Consider the following 23,752-nt stretch of genomic DNA (forward strand, 5'->3'; position numbering starts at 1 on the left):
CACAAATGCGGGCCAAATTGTGCCGGAGGCCCGATCACTTTCCCGAAATCCGCCCCCCGCCCGTCAGGCCTTCGCCTTTTCCTGCCAGGAGGCCACGCGGTCCATGCCGATCAGTTCCTCATAGCTCTGGCGCGGTCGCACCAGCGCCCACTTGCCATCCTTCACCAGGACCTCGGCTGCAAGCGGCCGGGTGTTGTAGTTCGAGCCCTGCACCGCGCCATAGGCGCCGGCGGTCATGGTGGCGATCAGGTCGCCCTGCTGCAGGCGCGGAAGCCGCCGCCCCTTGGCGAGGTAATCCCCCGACTCGCAGACCGGGCCCACCACGTCTGCGAGCATGGTTTCGGGGGAGGAAGGCTCAGCCACGGGGATGATCTCGTGGTAGGCGTCATAGAGCGTAGGGCGGATCAGGTCGTTCATCGCCGCGTCCTGGATCACGAAATGCTTCTCCTCGCCGTCCTTCACGTAGATCACGCGGGAGACGAGGATGCCGGCGTTGCCGACGATCATGCGGCCGGGCTCCAGCACATATTTGAGGTTGAGGTGCCCCAGCGTGCGCCTGACCATGGCGGCATATTCATCCGGATGCGGCGGCACGTCGTTGGTGCCGCGGTAGGGAACGCCCAAGCCCCCGCCAAGGTCGAGGTGGCGAATGTTGTGGCCGTCGGCCCTCAACTCCCCGGTCAGCTCGGCCATCAGCCGGAAGGCCTTCTCGAAGGGCTCGAGCTCGGTGATCTGGCTCCCGATGTGCATGTCGATGCCGGTGACGTCGATGCCGGGAAGCGCCGCCGCTCGCGCATAGACCTCGCGCGCGCGCTTGTAGGAGATGCCGAACTTGTCCTCCGCCTTGCCCGTCGAGATCTTGTGGTGGGTCCTTGCGTCGACGTCCGGGTTGACGCGGATCGACACGGCGGCCCGCTGCCCCACCCGGCGCGCGACGCTCGAGAGGAGTTCGAGCTCGGGCTCGGATTCGACGTTGAAGCAGGCGATGCCCTCGCGCAGCGCCAGCGCCATCTCGCGCGCCGTCTTGCCGACACCCGAGAACACGATCTTGCGGGCGGGAACGCCGGCGGCGAGCGCCCGGCGGAGCTCGCCTTCCGAGACCACGTCCATGCCGGCGCCCATTTCCGCCATGGTGCGGATGACGGCCTGGTTGGAATTGGCCTTCATGGCATAGCAGACCAGGTGATCGGTGCCGGCGAAGGCCTCCTGCATCACCTTGTAGTGCCGCTCCAGCGTGGCGCTGGAATAGCAGTAGAAGGGCGTGCCGATCTCGTCGGCGAGGCTCGCGATGCTCACGTCCTCGGCGTGCAGCACGCCGTCGCGATAGGAAAAGTGATGCATCTGCTTACTGCGCCTGCTCGGTCGAGGGCGGCGGCTCGGGATCGCCTTTGACGCCGCAGGCGGCGAGGCTCACCGAAAGTGCTGCGAGAAGGAGAATGATCTTCATCGGGCGTTTCCTTTCAGCTCCGGAGCAGCTTCAGCCAGCGCTTCGCCTCGCGCCGCACATTGTTTGGGGCCGTGCCGCCGAAGCTCCCGCGCGAGGCGACGCTGCTTTCGACGGTCAGGACCTTGTAGACGTCCTTGCTGATGCGCGGCTCTATCTCCTGCATGAGGGCGAGCGGCAGTTCGGGGAGGTCCACACCCTCCCTTTCGGCAATCGCCACGAGGCTTCCCGTCACGTGGTGGGCCTCTCTGAACGGCATCTTCAGTGTACGGACGAGCCAGTCGGCGAGGTCGGTCGCGGTCGAGAATCCGGCGGCGGCCGCCTTGCGCATTTCTTCCGGGTTCGGAACCATGTCCCGCACCATGCCTGCGGTGGCGGCGATCGCCAGCGACATGTTGTCGAAGGCGTCGAAGGCGGGCTCCTTGTCTTCCTGCATGTCCTTGGAATAGGTGAGCGGCAGGCCCTTCATGACCGTGAGGAGCGAGACGAGAGCGCCGATGATGCGGCCGGGCTTGGCGCGCACCAGTTCTGCGGCATCGGGGTTGCGCTTCTGCGGCATGATCGAGGAGCCGGTGGTGAACTTGTCCGAGAGCTTCACGAAGCGGAACTGGCTCGTCGACCAGATGACGATCTCCTCGGCGAGCCGCGAGAGATGGATGGCGCAGATGGCGCAGGCGGAAAGTGTTTCGAGAACGAAGTCGCGGTCGGCCACCGTGTCGAGCGAGTTCTTCGTCGGGCGGTCGAAGCCCAGTGTCTCCGCCGTCATGTGGCGGTCGATGGGGAAGCTGGTGCCGGCGAGGGCGGCCGCACCGAGCGGGTTCTCGTTCATGCGGTGGCGGGCATCGGCAAGGCGCGAGCGGTCGCGCGCCAGCATCTCGACATAGGCCAGCATGTGGTGGCCGAAGGTCACGGGCTGGGCGACCTGGAGATGGGTGAAGCCCGGCATGACGGTTGCCGCATGCGCCTCAGCCGTTTCGGCAAGCGCCAGCTGCAGGTCCTTCAGCTGGGCGTCGAGGTGGTCAACCGTGTCACGCACGTAGAGTCTGAAATCCAGCGCCACCTGGTCGTTGCGGGAGCGCGCGGTGTGAAGCCTTCCGGCGGCCGGGCCGATCAGCTCCTTCAAGCGGGATTCGACGTTCAGGTGGATGTCCTCGAGCGCTCGCGAGAAGGTGAACGTGCCCGCCTCGATCTCGGCTTGCACCTGGTCCAGCCCTTTCCTAATTTCCGCCGCATCGGCCTTCGTGATGATCCCCTGCTTCGCCAGCATGGCGGCGTGCGCCTTCGAGCCCGCGATGTCCTGGCGGAACAGGCGCCTGTCGAAGCCGATCGAGGCGTTGATCTCTTCCATGATCGCGTCCGGTCCCGACTGAAACCGCCCGCCCCACATCTTGTTCGTCATCGAAATTCCTTCATCCGGCCCGAGAAACCTTGCGCATGAACACTGAAAAGAAGAAGAAACCCGGCCCCCTGCTGCAGATCGCCGCGGGTCTCGTCGTTCTCGCAGCGATCACGGGCTATTACTTGTTCGAGGCCACCACGCGCAAGGGCGGACCTGCGGAAGAGCCGCCGGAGCCGGCGGCTGCGGCCCCGGCCGCTCCGGCAGCCGGTGCCGGCGTCTCCCGCGAACTCGCCACCGGCACGCTCGCTGCCTTCCTGGTGCGCCCGGATCGGAAAGCCCTGCCGGACGTGGCCTTCGCCGACGGCTCGGGCACCGCCGTGAAGCTCAGCAACTGGAAGGGCAGGGTGGTGCTCATCAACCTCTGGGCCACATGGTGCGCGCCATGCCGGAAGGAGATGCCGGATCTCGCCCGGCTGCAGCAGGAGCTGGGCTCGGATCAGTTCGAGGTGGTGGCGATCAGCGTCGACCGGAAGGGGGCGGAAGCGTCCTCCGCCTTCCTCAGGGAGACGGGAGCCGAGAACCTGAAGCTCTATGTGGAGCCGACCACGAGGATCGTGAGCGAGCTGCAGTCGGCGGGCCTTCCCGCCACGATCCTGGTGGATCGCCGGGGCCGGGAGATCGGCCGGCTGCTCGGCCCCGCGAACTGGGCCGCCCCCGAGGCCTTCGCCCTCGTCAAAGCCGCGATCGCCGAGACCGACTGATCAGCGCGTGGGAACGGGCTTCTCGCCGCGGTAGTCGTAGAAGCCGCGGTTGGTCTTGCGGCCGAGCCAGCCCGCCTCGACGTATTTCACCAGCAGCGGGCAGGGCCGGTACTTCGAGTCCGCCAGGCCGTCATAGAGCACCTGCATCACCGAGAGGCAGGTGTCGAGACCGATGAAATCGGCAAGCTCGAGAGGTCCCATGGGGTGCCGGGCGCCAAGCCTCATCGCGGTGTCGATCGCCTCCACGCCGCCCACGCCCTCATAGAGCGTGTAGATCGCCTCATTGATCATCGGCAGCAGGATGCGGTTCACGATGAAGGCTGGAAAATCCTCCGAGACCGCTATGGTCTTCTTGAGGGACGCGGCGAATTCCTTGGCGACCGCGAAGGTCTGCTCCTCGGTGGCGATACCGCGGATCAGCTCCACCAGCTCCATCACCGGCACCGGGTTCATGAAGTGGATGCCCATGAACTTCTCGGGCCTGTCGGTGGCCGCCGCGAGGCGGGTGATCGAGATCGACGATGTGTTGGAACCGACCAGGCATTCCGGCTTCAGATGCGGGCAGAGCGCCTGGTAGATCTTGCGCTTCACCTGCTCGTCCTCGGTGGCGCTCTCGATGACCAGGTCATAGTCGGCGAAGCCTTCGTAGGTGGGCACCGCCCGGATGCGCGAGAGGGCGGCATCGCGGTCTTCCTCGCTCAGCTTGCCCGATCGCACCTGGCGCGCGAGGTTGCCGTTGATGGTGGCGAGCCCGGCCTCGATCCGTTCCTTGCTGATGTCGAAGAGCCCGACGTCATAACCAGCCACGGCGCAGACATGCGCGATGCCATTTCCCATCTGACCAACGCCGATGACGCCGACTTTCCTGATCTGCATGTGAATAGAGTGCCTTCGAAAAACTGCCGGAGCCTATATCGGGCATGTGGCCGGAGCAAGAGCGTTTCGCACATGCAGCAATAGCACTTTGGGCGGGGGATCGCGGCCACGCTGAGCGATGAGTGGCAGAATGAGCGTTTTTGCTCAGCAATTGAGTGAGGTGAAGAGCTTGCTTTCTGCAATGAAAAAGGGCGGCCGCAGCCGCCCTTTCATTCACCCATGGCGAGGTATCATTTGCCGAGCTTGCCGAGTTCCGCATCGAACTCCGGCACGGCGGTGAAGAGATCGGCAACGAGGCCGTAATCGGCCACCTGGAAGATCGGCGCCTCCTCGTCCTTGTTGATGGCAACGATGATCTTCGAGTCCTTCATGCCGGCGAGGTGCTGGATGGCGCCCGAGATGCCCACCGCGATGTAGAGGTCGGGGGCCACCACCTTTCCGGTCTGCCCGACCTGATAGTCATTCGGCACATAGCCCGCATCGACGGCGGCGCGCGAGGCGCCGACGGCGGCGTTGAGCTTGGAGGCCACCGATTCCAGCAGCTTGAAGTTCTCGCCGTTCTGCATGCCGCGGCCGCCCGAGACGACGATCCTTGCCGAGGTGAGCTCCGGACGGTCGGACTTGGAGAGGTTCTCGCCCTGGTAGGAGGAGAGGCCGGGGTCGGAGGGCGCATCGAGCTTGGCGACCTCCGCCGAGCCACCCTCGCCTGTGGCGGCGAAGGAGGCGGTGCGCACGGTGACGACCTTCTTGGGGTCGGTCGACTGCACGGTCTGGACGGCGTTGCCCGCATAGATGAGCCGCACGAAGGTGTCGGGCGACTTCACCTCCGAGATGTCGGAGATCTGCATCACGTCGAGAAGGGCGGCGACGCGCGGCATGAAGTTCTTGCCGTTGCCGGTGGCGGGCGCCACCAGGTGATCGTAGGCGGGCGCCAGCGCGACGATCAGCGCCGCCATCGGCTCGGCCAGCGGGCGCTCGAGCGAGGCGCTCTCGACGTGCAGCACCTTCCTGACGCCGGCGAGCTTCGCGGCCTGGGCGGCGGCGCCGGCGGCATTGTTGCCGGCCACCAGCACATGCACCTCGCCGCCCATCTGGGCTGCGGCGGTCAGCGCCTTGTGGGTGGCGTCCTTGAGCGAGGCATTGTCATGTTCGGCAATGAGGAGGACAGCCATGGTCAGATTGCTCCAGCTTCCTTGAGTTTGGCGACGAGTTCGGCGGGCGAGCCAACCTTGATGCCGGCCTGGCGCTTCGGCGGCTCCTCGGTCTTCACGACCTTCAGGCGGGGCGCCGTGTCGACGCCGTAATCGGCGGGGGTCTTCTCGTCCAGCGGCTTCTTCTTCGCCTTCATGATGTTGGGCAGGGAGGCATAGCGCGGCTGGTTGAGGCGGAGGTCGGTGGTGACGACCGCGGGCAGCTTCACCTTCAGCATCTGCAGGCCGCCATCGATCTCGCGGGTGATCTGGGCTTCGCCTGCGCCCGGCTCGAGCTTCGAGGTGAAGGTCGCCTGCGGCCAGCCCAGGAGGGCGGCGAGCATCTGGCCCGTCTGGTTGCAGTCGTCGTCGATCGCCTGCTTGCCCAGGATGACGATCTCGGGCTTTTCCGACTCGACCACGCCCTTCAGGACCTTGGCCACGGCGAGCGGCTCCACCAGATCGTCTGTCTTGACCAGGATGGCCCGGTCGGCGCCCATGGCGAGTGCGGTGCGCAGCGTCTCCTGGGCCTGGGCCGGCCCGATCGACACGGCCACCACTTCGGTCGCCTTGCCGGATTCCTTGAGGCGGACGGCCTCCTCGACGCCGATCTCGTCGAACGGGTTCATCGACATCTTCACATTGGCCAGTTCGACACCCGAACCGTCGGCCTTCACGCGGATCTTGACGTTGTAGTCGACGACCCGCTTCACAGCGACCAGAACTTTCATCGTTTCCTCGATATGGCAGTGCAAAAAAGTGGCCGGACCCTAGTGAGGGGAACCCCTCAAGTCAATTCCGGCAACGCCGCTTGATGGCCGAATGCGACGTTTCATTCAGGCGGGGGCGAAGACGTCACGCCTCGAGGCGCATCCAGAGGCGGCGGCGGACGGCATAGGTAATGGCCGCTCCGGCGATGAATCCCCCCACATGGGCGCCCCAGGCGATGCCGGTCTCGGAATTGCGTTCCAGCCACCAGGAAAAGACCTGGAGGCCGAACCAGCCGCCCAGCACCCACAGCGCCCCGATCCTGAGGGGAAGGCGCAGGAACAGCAAGATCCAAACCCGGGCCCTGGGAAACAGCACGATGTAGGAGCCCAGAATGCCGGAAACGGCACCCGAGGCCCCCACCAGCGGCGCTCCCGAATAGGGCATGGTCAGCACATGGGCGAGTGCCGCCAGCACGCCGCAGGTGAGGTAGAGCAGGGCGAAGGCCACATGCCCGTAGGCGTCCTCGATGTTGTCGGCGAAGACCCAGAGGAACAGCATGTTCGAGATCAGGTGCCACCAGCCGCCATGAAGGAACTGGTAGGTGATGAGGGTGAAGGGCTCCGGCACCGGCTCATAAGAATAGACCGGCGGGGACAGGCCGGTGATCTCGCCGGGAACGACCCCCCAACCCGTTGCGATGAGGGCGAGCACCTGTTCGGAGGCGTAGGCGCCGGTCGCCAGGTACATCACGACGTTGAGTGCGATGATGGTGAGGGTGACGGCCTGGAAGCGGATGACCTTCAGCGGGGTGGAATCGTGAAGGGGAACGAACATCCCGCCCTATCCCTGTCGCGTCTTTCCCGGCACCCAGAGCACGTCGCCCGCGGATCTGGCATTGGACCAGCGGCTGGCCACGAAAAAGAAATCCGAGAGGCGGTTGATGTAGGCGATCGCACCCTCGCTCACATGTTCGCCCTCGTGCGAGGCGAGCTCGACGATGAGGCGCTCCGCCCTTCGGCACACGGTCCTCGCCAGGTGGAGATGGGCCGCCGCCGGGTGGCCGCCCGGCAGCACGAAGGAGCGCAGCGGCGAGAGCTCGGCGTTGAGTTCGTCGATCTCGGCCTCGATCCGCTCGAACTGCTTGGGCAGGATGCGCAGCGGCTCGTAGCCCAGGTCCTTGCCGGTGTCAGGCACGCAGAGGTCGGCGCCCAGGTCGAAAAGCTCGTTCTGGATGCGCGCCAGCATCTGGTCGAGCTTCCGCATGTCGTCCGTCGCCGTGTGAAGGCGCACGATGCCGAGCGTGGCGTTGGTCTCGTCCACCGTGCCATAGGCCTGGATGCGGAGATGCGCCTTGGAGACGCGCTCGCCGGAACCGAGCGCCGTTTCCCCGGCATCGCCAGTTCGGGTGTAGATGCGGTTGAGAACGACCATGCGCCCTGCCTAACGTGCCTTGCCTGCGAATTCTACTCGTTTCTGAGGTAGGGCGCGGGCCGTGCCGAAAGGGCTCGCCAGGTGACGGTGAGCCCCGCCGCCACTGTCACCGCCATGGCGATCAGCGCGGTCAGCGCCGCCGTGGCGAAGGAGAAGCTCCACGGCATCTCGAGGATGAAGCGCGCGAGGAACCAGGAGGCGGCGGAGCCGACGGCAAGCCCGAAGCCTGCGGCGGCAAGGCCCAGCCCGGCATATTCGATGACGAAGGCGCCAATCAGCTGGCGTTTCGCTGCGCCATAGGTCTTCAGCACCACCGCCTCGTAGAGCCTCTCGGAGAGGCCGGCAGCGAGGGCTCCCGCCAGCACCAGCACGCCGGTGAGCAGGGTCAGCGCGTTGGCGCCGCGGATCGCCGCAAGCATCTGCGAGAGGAGGCCGCTCACCATGTCGATCGCGTCCTTGACGCGCACGGCGGTGACGGATGGATAGGCACGCGCCATGGCGTTGAGGAGCCGGGCCTCGTCGCCGCCGTTCATCTCGACGGTCACGATGTGGCTGTGGGGCGCACCCTTCAGCGTGCTCGGCGTGAACACCATGACGAAGTTGATGCCCAGGCTCCGCCAGTTGACGCTCCGCAGATTGGCCACCTTCGCCGTGATTTCGCGGCCCAGCACATTGATGGTGATCTCGTCGCCGATCCCGACGCCGATTCCCTCGGCGATCTCGTCCACCATGGAAACGAGTGGCGGGCCATTGTAATCTGCTGGCCACCAGTCGCCCGCGACGAGCTTGGAGCCCTCGGGCAGCGTCTCGGAATAGGTGAGGCCGCGGTCGCCGCGCAGTGCCCAGTTCGACTCGGGAGAGGCCTTGACCTCGGCCGCCGGGACGCCCTTCACCGCCACCACGCGGCCCCTGAGCATGGGCGAGTTGTTGACATGGGTGACGCCGGGCTCCGTCGCGACCGCGTCTTTGAAGGCCTGGAGCTCGTTGTTGCGCACGTCGAGGAAGAAGAAGGCGGGCGCCTTCTCGGGGATGCCGGCGGCGAGCTCGGTGGAGATGCTGCGGTCGGTGAGTGCGAGCGTGACGAAGAGCGTGAGGCCCAGCCCCAGCGCCAGGATGACGGAAGCCGCCGCCGAGCCCGGGCGGTGAATGTTGCCGATGGCATAGCGCCAGATGGCGGAGCGGCTCCGCGGCAGGCGCCGCGCGCCCATGATGATGAGCCTCGCGAGTCCCAGCAGCACGACGAAGCTCGCCACCAGCCCGCCGAGGAAATAGGACGTCACCCTGGTGTTCTCGAAGGAGAGGAAGGTCAATGCCGCGATGAGCGCCAGCGCCCCGGCGATGGCCGCAAGCTCGCCCCATCCCGGCCAGCCATGGACGGGCGCGATGCGGGAGCGGAACAGTGCCGAGGCGGCGACCCGCCTCGTATGCGCCAGCGGCCAGAGGGCGAAGGCGATGGTGGCGAGAAGGCCAAGCGCGCCTGCGAAGGCCAGCGGCACGGGATCGAAACGGTGCGACACGGGCAATGGCAGCAGGTGGCCGAAAGCGGCCGTGATGAGCGGCGGCGCCACCGCCCCCGCCACGAGGCCGATGGCGATGGCGACCAGCGCCACGATCAGGATTTCCGTGAGGTAGATGCCGAGCACGTCGCGCGAGGAGGCGCCGAGGCACTTGAAGGTGGCGATCGAGGCCATCTTGCGCGTCACGAAGGCCTGCACGGCGTTGGCGATGCCCGCGCCGCCCACAATCAGCGAGGCGAGCCCCACGAGCGTCATGAAGTAGCCGAGCCGCTCGATGAAACCGTCGGCGCCGGCGGCGGCATTGTTGCGGGTGCGGATGCGCCATCCCGCGTCGGGGAATTTCGTCTCGGCCTCCTTCACCACCGCGCGGGCGGCATCGAGCGAGGTGTCCGGCAGCCTGAGCCGGTAGCGCCAGGTGATGAGGCTTCCCGGCTGCACGATGCCGGTGGCGCGCAGCGTCTCTTCGGTGAGCAGCAGGCGCGGCCCCAGCACGATGCCGTCCGAAAGCCGGTCGGGCTCGCTTTCGATCAGGGCGCGGATTTCGACCTCGATCGAGCCGAGCCGGATCCGGTCTCCGGGCGTTATGCCGAGGCGGCCCATCAGCAGCGGGTCCGCAGCTGCGCCTCGCATCCCGTCTCTCGTGGCGATGGCGTCGGCGAGCGCCATGCCGCCCTCGAGCTTCACCGCGCCATAGAGCGGGTAGCTGCCGTCCACCGCCTTGGCCTCGATGAGGGTGGTGTTGTCGCCCGCGAGCGCCATGCCGCGCACGGTGGCGACCTTGCTCACCTGCCCCTTGGACGTGATGAACGAGAATTCCTCCGGTGCCGCCTCGCGGTGGATCAGCGCGAATTCGAGATCGCCGCCCAGCAGCGGCTGGCCCTGCTCGTCGAGGCCGCGCTGGATGGCGGCGGAGAGCGCGCCGATGATGGCGATGGTGCCGGTGCCGAGCGCCAGGCAGGTCAGGAAGATCCAGAAGCCCTGCAGCCCCGAGCGCAGGTCACGCGCGGCGAAGCGCAGCCAGAGGCCAGGCCTCATGGGTGGGCCCCGGCCACGATCCGGCCGTCCAGCACCTCGGCCATGCGGTCGCAGCGCCCGGCGAGCGCGCGGTCATGAGTGACGAGGAGGAGCGATGCGCCATCCTGGCGCTTCAGGTCGAAGAGCAGGCTTATGATCTGTTCGCCCGTCACGTGGTCGAGGTTGCCGGTGGGCTCGTCGGCGATCATGATCCTGGCGCCCGAGGCGAGTGCCCGGGCGATCGCCACGCGCTGCTGTTCGCCCCCGGAGAGCTGGCCCGGGTAATGGCTGAGACGGTGGCCGAGCCCCACCCGCTTCAGCTTCTCCTCGGCGATTCCCATCGCATCCGGAGCGCCACGGAATTCCAGCGGCACGGCAACGTTCTCGAGCGCCGTCATGGTGGGGATCAGGTGGAAGGACTGGAACACGATGCCGACATTGTCGCGCCGGAAGGCGGCGAGTTCGTCCTCGCTCTTGTCGGAGAGCGCCTGGCCGGCCACCGTCACCTCGCCCCGGCTCGCCCGCTCGAGCCCGGCGATCACCATGAGAAGGGTGGTCTTGCCTGATCCTGACGGCCCGACGATGCCGAGCGCCTCGCCCGGCCTCACCGTGAGGTCGACGCCGCGCAGGATGTCCACGTTCCCGGCACGGCTCGGGAGGGTCAGGTGAACGTCCTTGAGGGAGACGGCGGTGGCGGTCATTGCGTCAAACATGGTTTCCCTTACGCTCATTGTCGAGGCCCGGATGCTTGAACACGGCAACCGTGGCGCTTAATTGACGGAGGATGCTGAAACTTTCCGCCGCCCTCGCCGGTCTTTTCCTGATGGTCAGTACCGCCCTTGCCCAGAGCGTCACGCTGCTGGCGCTGGGAGACAGCCTGATGGCGGGCTATGGTCTCCAGCCTTCCGACGCTTTCCCGGTGAAGCTCGAGGCCGCTCTCCGCGCGAGGGACCTTGACGTCAAGGTCATCAATGCCGGCGTGGCGGGAGATACCGCGCTCGACGGCGCGTCCCGGCTGGATTGGGCGATGTCGGAGGAGGTGGATGCGGTCATCGTCGAATTTGGCGCCAACGACGCGCTCCGCGGCCTTCCGGTGGCGCAGGCCGAGGCGGCGCTCGACCAGCTCCTGGGCAAGCTCCGGGAAAAGAACCTCCCCGTGCTGCTCGCCGGCATGCGCGCGCCGCCCAACCTGGGGCCGGACTACCAGGCCGCCTTCGACGGGATGTACGCGCGTCTCGCCCAGAAGCACGGGGCGCTGCTCTACCCGTTCTTCCTAGAAGGGGTGGCTGCCGAGCCCAGGCTCAACCAGGCCGACGGCATGCACCCGAACCCGGCGGGGGTGGACGTCATTGTCTCCCGCATCCTGCCCCATGTCGAGGCGCTGCTCGGCCGGGCGGGCGGAAAATAGCACTTTGGATCGGCGAGAATCACGGTACCGTAAGGGCCAGAGCGTTCCGCCCATCCTTCACGGCAAAGGAGGCCCGCCATGCCACGACTGTTCACCGGCCTTGAAATCCCTGGTGATGTGGCCTTCGACCTCGACTTGATGCGGGGCGGCATCAGCGGGGCGCGCTGGATCGACCGGGACTCCTATCACCTCACCCTCCGCTTCATCGGCGACATCGACGAAGGCCTGGCGCGCGAAATCGATTACGCGCTGGAAGGAATCGATGCGAAGCCCTTCAAGCTGCGGCTGTCGGGCTGCGGCGTCTTCGGCGGAAACAAGCCGCACGCGCTGTTCGTCGGGGTGGAGGAAAGCGCGGAATTGCGGCGGCTGCAGGCGATGCATGAGCGGATCTGCCAGGTGCTGGGGCTGGCGCCGGAGGGCCGCAAGTTCGCGCCGCACGTGACGCTCGCCCGCATGAAGGATCCGGATCTCCGGGCCTTGCACAGCTTCGTCGCCTCCCATAACCTCTACAAGAGCCGGGTCTTCGAGGTGGCGCGCTTCGTGCTGTTCTCCTCACGGCCATCGCGCGGGGGCGGTCCCTATGCGGTGGAGGAATCCTATCAGCTGCAGGCGGGCGCATGACGGAGAAGCCATTGGTCGGGGTGGAACGGGCGAAGGCGCTGCACGAGCTGCACGGCTGGGCAGAGGCGAAAGGCCGGGACGCCATCACCAAGACCTACCAGTTCAAGTCCTTCTCGCAGGCCTGGGGCTTCATGAGCCGGGTGGCGCTCTTTGCGGAAAAGACCGATCACCACCCCGAGTGGTGCAACGTCTATGGCCGGGTGGAGGTGACGCTGTCGACCCATTCCGCAGGGGGCGTCACCGAAAAGGATATCGCGCTCGCCCGCAAGATGGACCAGCTCGCCGCCGGCTGACGTATCCTGTCGCCTAAAATTCCTGTAACTTGTGGAACAGACGGATTTTCCCCATATTCCCCGCAAAGTCATTTCTGGAGGAACGTAAATGGCCGAAACTCGCTATCAACCTCAGGTAAGGACCCAGACCCGGGCCGAGATCGACCAGGGCCTGCGCTCCTACATGCTGGGCGTCTACAACTACATGGCGCTCGGCGTGGCGGCCACCGCCATCATCACGATGGCCGTCGCTTCCAATCCTGCCGCGATGCAGGCGGTCTACTCGCTGAAATGGATCTTCTTCTTCGCGATTCTCGGCATGGGCTTCTTTGCGCCCCGCCTGATCTTCTCCGCCAATGCCGCCGTCGCGCATGGCGCCTATTGGGGCTATGTGGCGCTCTGGGGCCTTGCCATCGCGCCCATGGTGGGCACCTACCTGGCGATCGATCCCGGCATTGTGTTCCGCGCCTTCCTGATCACCGCCGTCACCTTCGGCGCCACGAGTCTTGCGGGCTACATCACCAAGCGTGACCTGTCGGGCTTCGGCGCCTTCTTCATGATGGCCTCGATCGGCATCATCATCGCCATGCTGGTCAACGTCTTCTTCGTCCAGTCGACGATGATGAGCCTCATCACCTCGGTGGTCGTTGTCCTGCTCTTCGCCGGCGTCACGGCCTACGAGACGCAGCAGATCAAGGAGATGTACATCGAGGGCGATGCCCCGGGCGTGGCCCGCGGCAAGTCGATCTTCGGCGCCTTCATGCTCTATGGCAGCTTCATCACGCTGTTCATCCACATCCTGAACATCCTCGGCATCATGCGCCAGGAGTGATCAGGGCAGTCCCCGAACACGAACCCCGGCCGCGAGGCCGGGGTTTTTTCGTTTCACGCTGGCGTCCTCAGACCTGGGAGAGCTTCGGCGCCTTCACCAGCACCCGCAGCACGGCGGCGAGATCGTGCCCGCGCTTCAGGATCAGGCCGCCCTGCGCCACCACCGAGTACATGCCCTGCCGGCGGGCCAGCGCGGGATCCTTGACGATGCGGTAGAGCGGCAGTTCGGACGAGCGGCGGAAGACCGAGAAGACGGCCTTGTCGCGCCCAAAATCCATGGCGTAGTCGCGCCATTCTCCCTCGGCAACCTTGCTGCCGTAGAAGCCCAAGATGGTCTGGAGTTCCTTGCGATCGAAGGCCACCTGCTCCGGCGGCCTGTGCTGCGGCTGCGGCCCGGCCGATGGGACAGGCTCCCATGGCCGGAGGGGGATTATATCTTCGGTCTTGTCCAACTTTTCACCCCCCAGTTTCATGACGGGCTGATGACGGGCCTCGTATCTGGAAAGATGGACCCGTTGCCACCGATTGGCAAGGCGCGCCGCCGGAAATCACCTTTCCGCCGCAATTGCATCAAGCTCCCGCCCATCTCCGGGCGGATAAGGATATCGTTGCCTCTAAGGCCCGGCTGGCGTTGAGCGTCGGAAATCTCAGCCCCCCAGCCCCCCGGAGCTTGCAAGCTTGCCGGGCCGTTCCATCCCCGGGATGGTGAGTGTGTATGAGTGAAGGGTTTCTTGCGGCCGGATGCCTCGCTCCGGCCGCATGTTTTTTGGCCCCTTGACCGCCCCCGCGGCACACCCGATATGCCCTGCACTTGCATCACGTGCTTGTGAAGAGGGTGACATGGCCACTGACACGACCGCAGCCGCCGAGACCAGCGCCAACGCTGCCGCAACCTCCCACCAGTTCCAGGCGGAAGTCGCCAAGCTCCTGCACCTCATGGTGCACTCGGTCTATTCCGACCGCGACGTCTTCCTGCGGGAGCTGATTTCGAACGCCGCCGACGCGCTGGACAAGCTCCGCTACGAGGCGATCGCGTCGCCGCAGCTTCTCGAGGGAGCTCCCGACCTCACCGTCACCATCACGCCCGACAAGGAGAAGATGACGCTCACCATCGCCGACACCGGCATCGGCATGAGCGAGCGCGAGCTCGTCGAGAACCTCGGCACCATCGCCAGGTCCGGAACGCAGGCCTTCGTGGAGTCGGCGAAGGCGGGCCACGGCGAGCTCAATCTCATCGGCCAGTTCGGCATCGGCTTCTACTCCGGCTTCATCGTCGCCTCGAAGGTGGACGTCATCTCGCGCCGCGCCGGCGAGGCCGAAGCCTTCATCTGGTCCTCCGACGGCAGCGGCAGCTTCACGGTGGCCCCCGCCGGCGATCGGCCGCGCGGCACCTCCATCGTCCTGCACCTCAAGGAGGACGCGAAGGAAATCCTCGAGGACTGGAAGATCGAAAGCGTCGTCCGCACCTATTCCGACCACATCGCGCACCCCATCATGCTGTCGATCGGCAGCGAGACCGCGCGTCAGATCAACACGGCCAGCGCCATCTGGACGAGGCCCCGCTCCGAGGTGACGGCGGAACAGCACAAGGAGTTCTTCGGGCATCTCTCGGGCAGCTATTCCGATCCCGCCATCACGCTGCACTACCGCGCCGAAGGCCGGCACGAGTACACCGTGCTGCTCTACGTGCCGGGCGAACGCCCCTTCGACCTTTACGACCCGGAGCGGCGCGGGCGCCAGAAGCTCTATGTGAAGCGCGTCTACATCGCGGACGACGTCGAACTGCTTCCCGCCTATCTGCGCTTCGTGCGCGGCGTGATCGATTCCGAGGACATGCCGCTCAACATCTCGCGCGAGATGCTGCAGAACAACCCGCAGGTGGCGGCGATCCGCAAGGCGGTCACCAACAAGGTCCTCGCCGAGCTCAAGAAGGTAGCCGAGACGGAGGAGCCCGCCTTCCGCAAGGTGTGGGAGGTGTTTGGCCCCGTCCTCAAGGAAGGCCTCTACGAGGACATGGAGCGGCGGGACCAGCTCTACGAGATCGTGCGCTTCAAGACCACCAGGGGCGGTTGCGTGAGCCTCAAGGACTATGTCGCGCGGCTCAGGGAAAACCAGACCGCGATCTACTATCTCACAGCCGAGGACGCCGCGAAGGCCGAGGCCTCGCCGCAGCTCGAAGGCTACAGGGCGCGCGACATCGAGGTGCTGCTGCTGACCGACCCGGTCGATTCCTTCTGGGTGAGGACGGCGCTGGGCTATGAGGGCAAGCCCTTCAAGTCCGTCACCCAGGGCGCAGCGGATCTCGACCTCATCGCGCTGAAGGACGAGGCGAAGAAGGAGAAGGCGGACGAACCCGCTGTGGCCGTTCTCGCCGCAGCACTCAAGCAGGCGCTGGGGGAAAGGGTCAAGGATGTGAGGAGCTCGAAGTGCCTCACGGAGAGCGCCGTCTGCATCGTCAACGACAGCGCGATGGACCGCACACTGGAAAAGCTGCTGGCGCGGCAGAAGGATTCCGGCATCGCGGTCTCCTCGCCCATACTGGAGATCAATCCTTCGCATGCTCTGATCAGGGCGCTGGCGGCGCAAGTGAAGGAGAAGGGCGCCGGCTCCGTCGAGGATGCCGCCCAGCTCCTGCTCGATCAGGCCTTCATCATCGAGGGCGAGCAGGTACCGGACCCCGCCGGCTTCGCCCGCCGCCTGGCGGAGGTGATGACGAAGGCGTTGGGGTGAAGATCGAGATCTCTCCCTCTCCCGTTGCGAGCAACGGGAGAGGGAGGGAGAGCAGGAAATCGCCTAGTCCTTGGCGCGTTCCACGTAGGAGCCGTCCTCGGTGGCCACCACGATGCGGGTGCCGGAGGTGATGTGCGGCGGCACCATGGTGCGCACGCCGTTGGAGAGCAGGGCGGGCTTGAAGGAGGAAGAGGCTGTCTGGTTCTTGATCGCGGGCTCCGTCTCCACGATCTCGAGCGTCACGCGCTGCGGCAGTTCAATGGAGATCGGCTGGCCGTTGAACAGGGCGATCTGGCACTCCATGCCTTCTTGCAGGAAGGGGGCGCTCTCGCCCAGCATGTCGCCCGAGACCTGGATCTGCTCGTAGTTCTCGGGGTTCATGAAGATGTAGTTGTCCCCGTCCTGGTAGAGGTAGGAGTGGGTGATGGTCTCGACGAAGGCGCGCTCGAGGGGGTCCGTCGTCTTGTAGCGCACGACCGTCTTCACCCCGTCCGAGATGCGGCGCATGTCGATCGTGGTGGTCGGCGTGCCCTTGCCGGGGTGCATGGATTCGGCCTTGAGCACGACATAGAGCTTGCCGTCCTCGTGCTCGATGACATTGCCCTTGCGGACACCGCTTGCGATAACCTTGACCACGTTTGTCTCTCGTTTCTGCAGAATTGCCCAATGTGATTGCGCGGGGTATTAGCAGCGGCCATTCCGGAAGCCAACCCCCCAGGAGGTGCAGCCCCTTGGCCCAGAGCGATTCCCGCTGGTTCTCGCCCGCCCGCCATGCCGACCGGCGCCCCTTCCTCGTCATGCGGAACCGCATCGTCGCCGCGATCAGGGCGTGGTTCGCCGAACGTGACTTCACCGAGGTCGATTGCGCCGCACTCGCCGTCTCGCCCGGCAACGAGGCGCATCTCCACGCCTTCGCCACCGCGCTCGTCCAGCCGGATGGGTCCTCGGTCCCGCGCTATCTCCACACCTCGCCGGAATTCGCCTGCAAGAAGCTGCTCGCGGCGGGCGAAACCCGCATCTTCAACCTGGGCCACGTGTGGCGGAACCGCGAGCGGACACCGACGCACTCCCCCGAGTTCACCATGCTGGAATGGTACCGCGCGGAGGAAGACTATGGGGCGGTCATTGCCGACACGCTGGCGCTCGTCCGTCTGGCGGCCGAGGTTGCCGGAACGCGGCTCTTCCGCTGGCGAGAACGGGAGGCGGACCCGGTGGCGGAAGCGGAATGGCTGACCGTCAGCGAGGCATTCATCGCCCATGCCGGGGTGGACCTGCTCTCGACGCTGCGAGCGGACGGCACGGCGGACCGCGAGGCGCTGGCGGCGCTCTCCCCGGTGGCGTTTGGCAGGGACGACTCCTGGTCCGACATCTTCAGCCGCATCCTCTCCGAGAAGGTGGAACCTTCCCTCGGCAAGGGGCGGATCACCGTGCTCCATGAATATCCCGCCGTCGAAGCGGCGCTCGCCCGCGTCACCGCGCATGATCCCCGCGTCGCCGAGCGCTTCGAGCTCTATGCCTGCGGCGTGGAACTCGCCAACGGCTTCGGCGAACTCACGGATGCGGCAGAGCAGCGCCGCCGCTTCGAGGCCGAGATGGACGTGAAGGAACAGGCCTATGGCGAACGCTACCCCGTCGACGAGGAGCTGCTCGAGGCGCTCGCGCTGATGCCGCCCGCTTCCGGCGTGGCGCTCGGCCTCGACCGGCTCGTCATGCTGGCGGCGGGCGCCACGCGGATCGATCAGGTGCTGTGGACGCCCGTTGCATGACTCGCGGCCTCGACGCACACCGGCGCCGGCGATAAGGTCCGCGCCCGTGAAGGGGAGGAAAAGACAATGAAGAAGATTCGCTATGCCGTGGTGGGCGCGGGCTGGATCTCGCAGATCGCCTTCATGCCGTCGATCGCCCAGACCGGCAATTCGGAAATGACCGCCATCGTCTCCGGCAATCCCGCCAATGCGCGCAAGCTCGCGGAATTCTACGGGATCGGGCAGGTCTATCCCTATCAGCGCTATGATGAGCTGCTGAAGAGCGGCCTCGTCGATGCCGTCTATATCGCGCTCCCCAATTCACTGCATGCCGATTACGCAATCCGGGCCGCAAATGCTGGCATCCACGCCCTGGTCGAGAAGCCGCTCGCCGTCACCGTGGCGGAGTGCGAGGCGATGATCGCGGCGGCGGAGAGGAACGGCGTACAGCTGATGACGGCCTACCGCCTGCACACGGAGCCCGGCACGCTCGAAGCAATCGACATGGTGCGCCGGGGCGAGATCGGCGAGCCGCGCATCTTCAGTTCGGTGTTCTCCTTCCCCGTCGGCGCGGGCAATCACCGCCTCAAGGCCGAGCACTGGGGCGGCCCGCTGCAGGACATCGGCGTCTATTGCATCAACGCCGTGCGACACCTCTTCCAGGCCGAGCCCACGGAGGTGATCGCCGCCGCGGCAAGTGCGCCCGGCGACCAGCGCTTCGCGGAAGTCGAGGAGATGGTCTCCGCCACGCTGCGTTTCCCGGGCGACAGGCTTGCCCATTTCACCGCCAGCTTCGGGGCCGACGACCTCGACCAGTACCGCGTCATCGGCACGAAGGGCCAGATCGAGGTCTCTCCAGGCTTCAAGTTCGACCGCGCCATGAAGATCAGGCTCACGAGCGGGGGCGGGACGGAGGAGAAATCCTTCCCGCAATACGACCATTTCAGCGGTCAGGCTCATTACTTTTCGGACTGCATCCTGAAGGGCATCCGGCCCGAGCCCGACGGCGGCGACGGGCTGGCCGACGTCGCCATCATGCGGGCGATCGAGGAGGCGGCGCGCACCGGCCGCTCACAGAAGATCTCGCTGCCGCCGCGGCCGTCTCACCCCGTGAAGGAGATGGGGCGGGCCTTCCCCATGGCGGAGAAGCGTCTGATGCTGTAGCGGCTCAGCGCACCATCAGCGCCCAGTAGTCGAGCTCGAGGACGACGCCCGGCCTGTCCGGCGCGCCGTCCTCCACCGGGAAACCCGTACACGGAAGATCGCGCGTCGCCCTCGTCAGGATGCGGAGCGCACCCACGTCCTGCCGGCCCGGCACATCCGCCGTCTCGAGGATTTCCGACCAGGCGAAGACAGTGCCGCCGGCGAAGAGCGGTGCCACGTGGCGGCCGCCGTTGACGGCGGCGATGTGGAAGGCGTTGGCCAGCCCGTTGAAGCTCAGCGCCCGGGCCAGCGAGATCACGTGCCCGCCATAGACGAGCCTCCGGCCGAAGCGGCCTTGTGCTTCCGAATGCTGGTTGAAATGCACCCTGGCGGTGTTCTGGTAAAGGCGCGTGGCGAGCTGGTGCTCGGCCTCCTCCACCGTCATGCCGTCGACGTGGTCGATTCTCTCGCCCCGGGCGTAGTCGCCGAAGCGGTGCGGGGAACCCGAAAGCCCATCATCCCATTTTGCCGCGTCGATCGCGGGGCAGGCGCCACCGAGCCCCGAAGGCTCCACGCGCTTCGCGAGCTGCGGCACATGCGCCTGCGGAGCCGGGGCTCCCTCGTCGCGCTTCCTTACCATCACCCAGCGCACGTAGGAGAGCACCTCCTCGCCCCGCTGGTTACTGCCCACCGAGCGCACATAGACGGTGCCTGTCTTGCCGTTGGAATTCTCCTTGAGCCCGATCACCTCGGACACGGTCGAGAGCGTGTCACCGGGATAGACGGGCTTCAGGAAGCGGCATTCGGCATAGCCGAGATTGGCCACGGCATTGAGCGAGATGTCGGGCACAGTCTTGCCGAAGACCACGTGGAAGGTGAGGAGATCGTCGACCGGCGCGGCCGGATAGCCCACCGCTTTCGCGAAGGCATCGGAGGATTGCACCGCGAAGCGCCCGCCGTAGAGGGCGGTGTAGAGTGCGCCATCGCCCGCCGTCACCGTTCGCGGCGTGGCGTGGCGGATTCTCTGGCCGAGGCGGAAATCCTCGAAGAAATTGCCGGGATTGGTCTTGATGCTCACGCGATCGCCTCCGCGATGGCCACGACGCGCTCCGCCATGGCGAGGTGCAGCCGCTCCACCATCCGGCCGTCGATGGTGATGACGCCCTTCGCCGCGTTCTCCGGCAGGCCGAAGGCCTCGATGACGCGGCGCGACCAGGCCACTTCCTCGGGCGCCGGCGAGAAGAGTTCGTTGCAGGTGGCGATCTGCCCGGGGTGGATCAGCGTCTTGCCGTCCATGCCCAGCGTGCGGCCCTGCTCGCATTCGGCGCGGAAGCCCTGCTCGTCGCGGAAATCATTGTAGACACCGTCGATCACGTCGAGGCCGTAGGCGCGCGCCGCGAGCAGCGTCATGGAGAGCCATGGGAGGATGGCGAAGCGGCCGCCGGTGGCCCGCGCGCGCGATTCCTTCAGGAGGTCGTTGGTGCCGAGCACCAGGCAGGAAAGGCGCGCCACCTCGTGAACGGAGGCGATCTCGCGCACGTTGAAGATCGCCATGGGCGTCTCCATCATCGCCCACAGGCGCGTCCCCTCGGCGCCGCCAAGCCCCATGTGAATCTTCGAAGCGTTCACGATGTCGCCTGGGCGCGCCACCTTCGGCACGAGAATGGCGTCCGGGTTCACCTCCGCCGCCATCCTCAGGTCTTCGACACCCCAGGGCGTGTCGAGGCCGTTGATGCGGATGACGAGCTCGCGCCGGCCATAGCCCCCCGCCTTGACCGCGGCGGCGGTCCTGGCGCGGGCATCCGCCTTGGCGTCGGGCGCCACCGAATCCTCGAGGTCGAGGATCAGCGAATCGGCATCGAGCGTCCGCGCCTTGTCCAGGGCGCGCTCATTGGCGCCTGGCATGTAGAGAACGCTGCGTCGGGGTCGCAAGGTCATGAAAATCCCTGGGTTGTTGCAGTGCAACGCTAACCGCCGCATTGCGGGAATGGAAGCCCACTTTTGGATGAGCCGCATGGCTCCGCCCCTTGTGGCAGGGGGGCGGTTTCGGCAATGTCCCGCCCCATGACAAAATTCGACATCGTGATCGTGGGCGGCGGCATCGTCGGCAGCGCCAGTGCCTATTACCTGAAGAAGCACGGGTTTGCCGGCTCCGTCGCCATCGTGGAGAAGGATACCAGCTGGCAGTCCGGCTGCACCGCGCGCTCCTGCGGGGGCCTGCGCCAGCAATTCTCGACGCCGGAGAACATCGCCCTCTCGAAATTCGGTGTGGGCGTGGTGAAGACCCTCAAGGAAGAGTTCGGGCCCGAGGCCGACGTCGGGTTCAGGGAGCAGGGTTATCTCATTCTTGCGACCGCAGGCGGCATGCCGATCCTCGAGGAAAACCACGCGGTGCAGATCGCCAACGGCGCGGACAACGTGCTGCTGCGCGGAGCAGAGCTCCCGGCGCGATTTCCCTGGCTCAACGCGGAGGGTCTGGCCGGGGGCTGCTTCGGCCTCTCGGGCGAGGGCTGGGTCGATCCCTATTCGCTTGCGGCACTGTTCCGCAAGGCGGCCTTGGCCCGCGGCGTCACCCTGATCCAGGGCGAGGTGGCCGCGGTGACGAGGGCCGGAAACCGCATCAGCGAGGTGATGCTCGCCTCGGGCGAGACCATCTCCTGCGGCATGCTCGTCAACGCAGCGGGAACCGGGGCGGGGCGGCTCGCGGAACAGGCGGGCATCCCGCTGCCCGTGGGCCCCCGCAAGCGCTATGTCTTCGTGTTCGATTGCCCCGGCGCCACCGAGGCCCTGCACAAGGCGCCGCTCACTGTGGAGCCCGGCGGCATCTATTTCCGCCCCGAGGGCCGCAATTTCATTTGCGGCCTCTCGCCCGAGGAACACGAGGAACCGCAGGTCTTCGACTGGGAGGTGGACCATGCCTGGTTCGAGGAGCGCATCTGGGAACGGCTCGCGGAGCGCGTGCCGCTGTTCGAGGCGATCAAGGTGATCGGCTCATGGACCGGCCACTATGACTACAATGCGCTGGACCAGAACGCGGTGATCGGACCTCACCCGGAGGTCAAGAACTTCCTCTTCGCCAACGGCTATTCCGGCCATGGGCTGCAGCAGGGTCCGGCATCCGGCAATGCCATCGCGGAGCTCGTCGTCCATGGCGGCTACCGCACCATCGACCTCACGCGCTTCGGCTACGAGCGGATTGTGCGGAACGCGCCGCTGTTCGAGAAGAACGTGATCTGATGAAGGTCCTCGCCGTCTCGAGCCAGGTTGTCTGGGGGCCGGTCGGCAATTCCGCCGCGGTTCCGGCGCTGCAGGCGGAAGGCCACGAGGTGCTGAGTCTTTCCACCGTCACGCTGTCCAACCACCCGGGCCACGGCCCGCCCCAGGGCATGCGCATGGAACCGGAGGTGATGTCGCGCATGCTCGCCGCACTCGAGGGGCTCGGCGCGCTTCGTGGTCTCGATGGCGTGCTCACAGGCTATTTCGCGTCGCCCGCGCAGGTCTGGGAAGTGGCGGCGCTGCTGCGGCGGATCTCGCCCGGCTTCGTCCTCGTCGATCCGGTGATCGGCGACAATGGCAGGCTCTATGTGCCGCAGGAGGTGGCGGAGGCGATCCGCGACGGGCTCCTGCCGCTCGCCACGGCGATCACCCCCAATGCCTTCGAACTCGCATGGCTTTCCGCCCGCGGCGTGAGCGATGAGGCGAGCGCCATCGCCGCGGCGCGCGCGCTCGGCCTCCCCGAAGTGCTGGCAACCTCGATCCCTGTTGAGGGCGACAGGCTCGCCACGATCCTCGTGACGGCGGAGGACGTGCACAGCGTGGTGACGCCGAGGCTGTCCGGCGTTCCGCACGGCACGGGCGATTTCCTGAGCGGGCTCTATCTCGCCCGGCGCCTCCGCCAGCCGGCACCGGGGGCACTGGCCTCCGCCATGAAGACGCTCTCGCGCGCCATCGCCATGAGTGCCGGAACGGCGGTGCTCGATATTACCGGCGCCCTGCGCGCGCCATGACGCCGGTCGCAGGGGTCGACGGCTGCCCCGGCGGCTGGATCGCGGTGCGCTGGGCAGGAGAGGACGTCTCTCACCATCTCTGCCGCAGCTTCCTGGAGGTCATGGCGCTCGATGCCGCCGTGATCGCCGTCGACATGCCGATCGGCATCCCGGAGCGGTCCGGCCGCGCCGTCGAGCGTGAGGTGAGGGCGCTTCTCGGCCAGCGGCAGTCGAGCGTGTTCTCCGTCCCCTCGCGCGCCGCCGTCGCCTGCGCGGAGTATCGGGAGGCCTGCCGCGCCAACCAGGCCAATTCCGATCCGCCGCGCAAGGTGGCGAAGCAGAGCTTCCATCTCTTCCCCAAGATGCGCGAGATCGATGCGCTGATGACGCCGGAGCTCCAGTCCCGCGTCTTCGAGGTCCATCCCGAGCTTGCCTTCTGGGCGATGAACGGCGCATCGGCACTCGCCCTTCCCAAGAAGGTGAAGGGCAGGCCGCATGAGCCGGGCCTTGCTCTCCGCCGCGGCCTTCTCGAACGGGCGGGATTCCCGCTGGCGGCGCTCTCAGGGCCTAAGCACCGCGCCGCCGATGTCGGCGCGGACGACCTCCTCGATGCCTGCGCCTGCGCCTGGAGTGCCGGGCGGCTGGCGCAGGGGAAGGCATTCCGCTTCCCCGCGGCTCCTCCGCTCGATGCAAAAGGCTTGCGCATGGAGATCAACGCGTGATTTACAGGCCC

25 protein-coding genes are annotated in these 23,752 nt (G+C 66.5%); 11 read left to right on the plus strand and 14 right to left on the minus strand.

The features are described 5' to 3' along the window. Positions 1 to 63 precede the first annotated feature (63 nt). From lysA to argH, 3 genes are read right to left on the minus strand one after another with little or no spacing between them, the layout of a single operon-like run. Positions 64 to 1,341, minus strand: a complete 1,278-nt coding sequence (gene lysA, locus ACK4HL_RS04120; protein WP_409756775.1) for a diaminopimelate decarboxylase — start codon at positions 1,339 to 1,341, stop codon at positions 64 to 66. Between the two features lie 4 nt (positions 1,342 to 1,345). Beyond that, the gene (gene lptM / locus ACK4HL_RS04125) at positions 1,346 to 1,447 is read right to left on the minus strand and encodes an LPS translocon maturation chaperone LptM (protein ID WP_409756776.1); all 102 of its coding nucleotides are present in this window, start codon (positions 1,445 to 1,447) and stop codon (positions 1,346 to 1,348) included. A gap of 13 nt (positions 1,448 to 1,460) precedes the next feature. Further along, positions 1,461 to 2,843: an argininosuccinate lyase gene (argH, locus tag ACK4HL_RS04130; RefSeq protein ID WP_409756777.1), complete on the minus strand. Its 1,383-nt coding sequence runs from the start codon at positions 2,841 to 2,843 to the stop codon at positions 1,461 to 1,463. Between the two features lie 35 nt (positions 2,844 to 2,878). Here argH and ACK4HL_RS04135 point away from each other — a divergent pair, with 35 nt between their 5' ends. Continuing rightward, positions 2,879 to 3,544 carry a TlpA family protein disulfide reductase gene (locus ACK4HL_RS04135; RefSeq protein WP_409756778.1) on the plus strand — a complete coding sequence of 222 codons (666 nt, stop codon included), beginning with the start codon at positions 2,879 to 2,881 and terminating at the stop codon, positions 3,542 to 3,544. On the opposite strand, the gene ACK4HL_RS04140 is transcribed toward ACK4HL_RS04135, so the two are convergent. From ACK4HL_RS04140 to ACK4HL_RS04170, 7 genes are all read right to left on the minus strand, one after another. Next, positions 3,545 to 4,420, minus strand: coding sequence for a 3-hydroxybutyryl-CoA dehydrogenase (locus ACK4HL_RS04140; protein WP_409756779.1), 876 nt, complete (start codon positions 4,418 to 4,420; stop codon positions 3,545 to 3,547). Between the two features lie 230 nt (positions 4,421 to 4,650). Continuing rightward, positions 4,651 to 5,592 (minus strand): electron transfer flavoprotein subunit alpha/FixB family protein, encoded by a 942-nt coding sequence (locus ACK4HL_RS04145; protein WP_409756780.1) that lies wholly within the window; start codon positions 5,590 to 5,592, stop codon positions 4,651 to 4,653. A 2-nt stretch (positions 5,593 to 5,594) separates the two neighbouring features. Beyond that, a complete protein-coding gene (locus ACK4HL_RS04150) occupies positions 5,595 to 6,341 on the minus strand; it encodes an electron transfer flavoprotein subunit beta/FixA family protein (RefSeq protein WP_409756781.1) in 747 nt (248 codons plus the stop codon). A 124-nt stretch (positions 6,342 to 6,465) separates the two neighbouring features. Next, positions 6,466 to 7,155 (minus strand): rhomboid family intramembrane serine protease, encoded by a 690-nt coding sequence (locus tag ACK4HL_RS04155; RefSeq protein ID WP_409756782.1) that lies wholly within the window; start codon positions 7,153 to 7,155, stop codon positions 6,466 to 6,468. A gap of 6 nt (positions 7,156 to 7,161) precedes the next feature. Further along, positions 7,162 to 7,752, minus strand: a complete 591-nt coding sequence (locus ACK4HL_RS04160; RefSeq protein WP_409756783.1) for a cob(I)yrinic acid a,c-diamide adenosyltransferase — start codon at positions 7,750 to 7,752, stop codon at positions 7,162 to 7,164. A gap of 32 nt (positions 7,753 to 7,784) precedes the next feature. Next, the gene (locus tag ACK4HL_RS04165; protein WP_409756784.1) at positions 7,785 to 10,304 is read right to left on the minus strand and encodes an ABC transporter permease; all 2,520 of its coding nucleotides are present in this window, start codon (positions 10,302 to 10,304) and stop codon (positions 7,785 to 7,787) included. Further along, a complete protein-coding gene (locus tag ACK4HL_RS04170; protein ID WP_409756785.1) occupies positions 10,301 to 10,996 on the minus strand; it encodes an ABC transporter ATP-binding protein in 696 nt (231 codons plus the stop codon). The genes ACK4HL_RS04165 and ACK4HL_RS04170 overlap by 4 nt, the downstream gene beginning before the upstream one ends. 71 nt (positions 10,997 to 11,067) lie before the next feature. Here ACK4HL_RS04170 and ACK4HL_RS04175 point away from each other — a divergent pair, with 71 nt between their 5' ends. The 4 genes from ACK4HL_RS04175 (at position 11,068) to ACK4HL_RS04190 (ending at position 13,416) form a co-directional block, all read left to right on the plus strand. Next, on the plus strand, positions 11,068 to 11,691 hold the full coding sequence (locus tag ACK4HL_RS04175) for an arylesterase (RefSeq protein ID WP_409756786.1): 624 nt from the start codon (positions 11,068 to 11,070) through the stop codon (positions 11,689 to 11,691). A gap of 78 nt (positions 11,692 to 11,769) precedes the next feature. After that, positions 11,770 to 12,312, plus strand: coding sequence for an RNA 2',3'-cyclic phosphodiesterase (gene thpR, locus ACK4HL_RS04180; RefSeq protein ID WP_409756787.1), 543 nt, complete (start codon positions 11,770 to 11,772; stop codon positions 12,310 to 12,312). Continuing rightward, positions 12,309 to 12,605 (plus strand): 4a-hydroxytetrahydrobiopterin dehydratase, encoded by a 297-nt coding sequence (locus ACK4HL_RS04185; protein ID WP_409756788.1) that lies wholly within the window; start codon positions 12,309 to 12,311, stop codon positions 12,603 to 12,605. Before thpR ends, ACK4HL_RS04185 begins: the two co-directional genes overlap by 4 nt. Before the next feature lie 88 nt (positions 12,606 to 12,693). Then, on the plus strand, positions 12,694 to 13,416 hold the full coding sequence (locus ACK4HL_RS04190) for a Bax inhibitor-1 family protein (RefSeq protein ID WP_409756789.1): 723 nt from the start codon (positions 12,694 to 12,696) through the stop codon (positions 13,414 to 13,416). 67 nt (positions 13,417 to 13,483) lie between these two features. On the opposite strand, the gene ACK4HL_RS04195 is transcribed toward ACK4HL_RS04190, so the two are convergent. Further along, positions 13,484 to 13,888, minus strand: coding sequence for a DUF2794 domain-containing protein (locus tag ACK4HL_RS04195; RefSeq protein WP_409756790.1), 405 nt, complete (start codon positions 13,886 to 13,888; stop codon positions 13,484 to 13,486). Between the two features lie 367 nt (positions 13,889 to 14,255). Here ACK4HL_RS04195 and htpG point away from each other — a divergent pair, with 367 nt between their 5' ends. Further along, positions 14,256 to 16,145: a molecular chaperone HtpG gene (htpG, locus tag ACK4HL_RS04200; RefSeq protein WP_409756791.1), complete on the plus strand. Its 1,890-nt coding sequence runs from the start codon at positions 14,256 to 14,258 to the stop codon at positions 16,143 to 16,145. A gap of 63 nt (positions 16,146 to 16,208) precedes the next feature. On the opposite strand, the gene efp is transcribed toward htpG, so the two are convergent. After that, entirely contained in the window at positions 16,209 to 16,781 is a 573-nt protein-coding gene (efp, locus tag ACK4HL_RS04205) for an elongation factor P (RefSeq protein WP_409756792.1), read from the minus strand. A gap of 95 nt (positions 16,782 to 16,876) precedes the next feature. Between efp and epmA the strand changes: the two genes are divergently transcribed. Then, complete coding sequence (gene epmA, locus ACK4HL_RS04210; protein ID WP_409756793.1) at positions 16,877 to 17,911, plus strand: EF-P lysine aminoacylase EpmA; 1,035 nt, start codon at positions 16,877 to 16,879, stop codon at positions 17,909 to 17,911. Between the two features lie 66 nt (positions 17,912 to 17,977). Then, on the plus strand, positions 17,978 to 19,054 hold the full coding sequence (locus ACK4HL_RS04215; RefSeq protein WP_409756794.1) for a Gfo/Idh/MocA family protein: 1,077 nt from the start codon (positions 17,978 to 17,980) through the stop codon (positions 19,052 to 19,054). 4 nt (positions 19,055 to 19,058) lie between these two features. Here the strand turns inward: ACK4HL_RS04215 and ACK4HL_RS04220 are convergent, their stop codons facing one another. Together ACK4HL_RS04220 and ACK4HL_RS04225 are read right to left on the minus strand one after the other, a co-directional pair. Then, positions 19,059 to 20,105 carry a MaoC family dehydratase gene (locus ACK4HL_RS04220; protein WP_409756938.1) on the minus strand — a complete coding sequence of 349 codons (1,047 nt, stop codon included), beginning with the start codon at positions 20,103 to 20,105 and terminating at the stop codon, positions 19,059 to 19,061. Positions 20,106 to 20,107: 2 nt separating this feature from the next. Continuing rightward, positions 20,108 to 20,971 (minus strand): HpcH/HpaI aldolase/citrate lyase family protein, encoded by an 864-nt coding sequence (locus tag ACK4HL_RS04225; protein ID WP_409756795.1) that lies wholly within the window; start codon positions 20,969 to 20,971, stop codon positions 20,108 to 20,110. Between the two features lie 126 nt (positions 20,972 to 21,097). On the opposite strand from ACK4HL_RS04225, the gene ACK4HL_RS04230 reads away from it, so the two are divergent. The 3 genes from ACK4HL_RS04230 to ACK4HL_RS04240 are packed head-to-tail and all read left to right on the plus strand — an operon-like array spanning position 21,098 to position 23,741. Then, a complete protein-coding gene (locus tag ACK4HL_RS04230) occupies positions 21,098 to 22,270 on the plus strand; it encodes an NAD(P)/FAD-dependent oxidoreductase (protein WP_409756796.1) in 1,173 nt (390 codons plus the stop codon). Continuing rightward, positions 22,270 to 23,040, plus strand: a complete 771-nt coding sequence (locus ACK4HL_RS04235) for a bifunctional hydroxymethylpyrimidine kinase/phosphomethylpyrimidine kinase (protein WP_409756797.1) — start codon at positions 22,270 to 22,272, stop codon at positions 23,038 to 23,040. Before ACK4HL_RS04230 ends, ACK4HL_RS04235 begins: the two co-directional genes overlap by 1 nt. Continuing rightward, on the plus strand, positions 23,037 to 23,741 hold the full coding sequence (locus ACK4HL_RS04240; RefSeq protein WP_409756798.1) for a DUF429 domain-containing protein: 705 nt from the start codon (positions 23,037 to 23,039) through the stop codon (positions 23,739 to 23,741). Before ACK4HL_RS04235 ends, ACK4HL_RS04240 begins: the two co-directional genes overlap by 4 nt. The last annotated feature ends 11 nt before the right edge of the window (positions 23,742 to 23,752 follow it).

The sequence above is a fragment of the Aestuariivirga sp. genome, from assembly GCF_046294715.1.
Classification (GTDB): domain Bacteria; phylum Pseudomonadota; class Alphaproteobacteria; order Rhizobiales; family Aestuariivirgaceae; genus Aestuariivirga.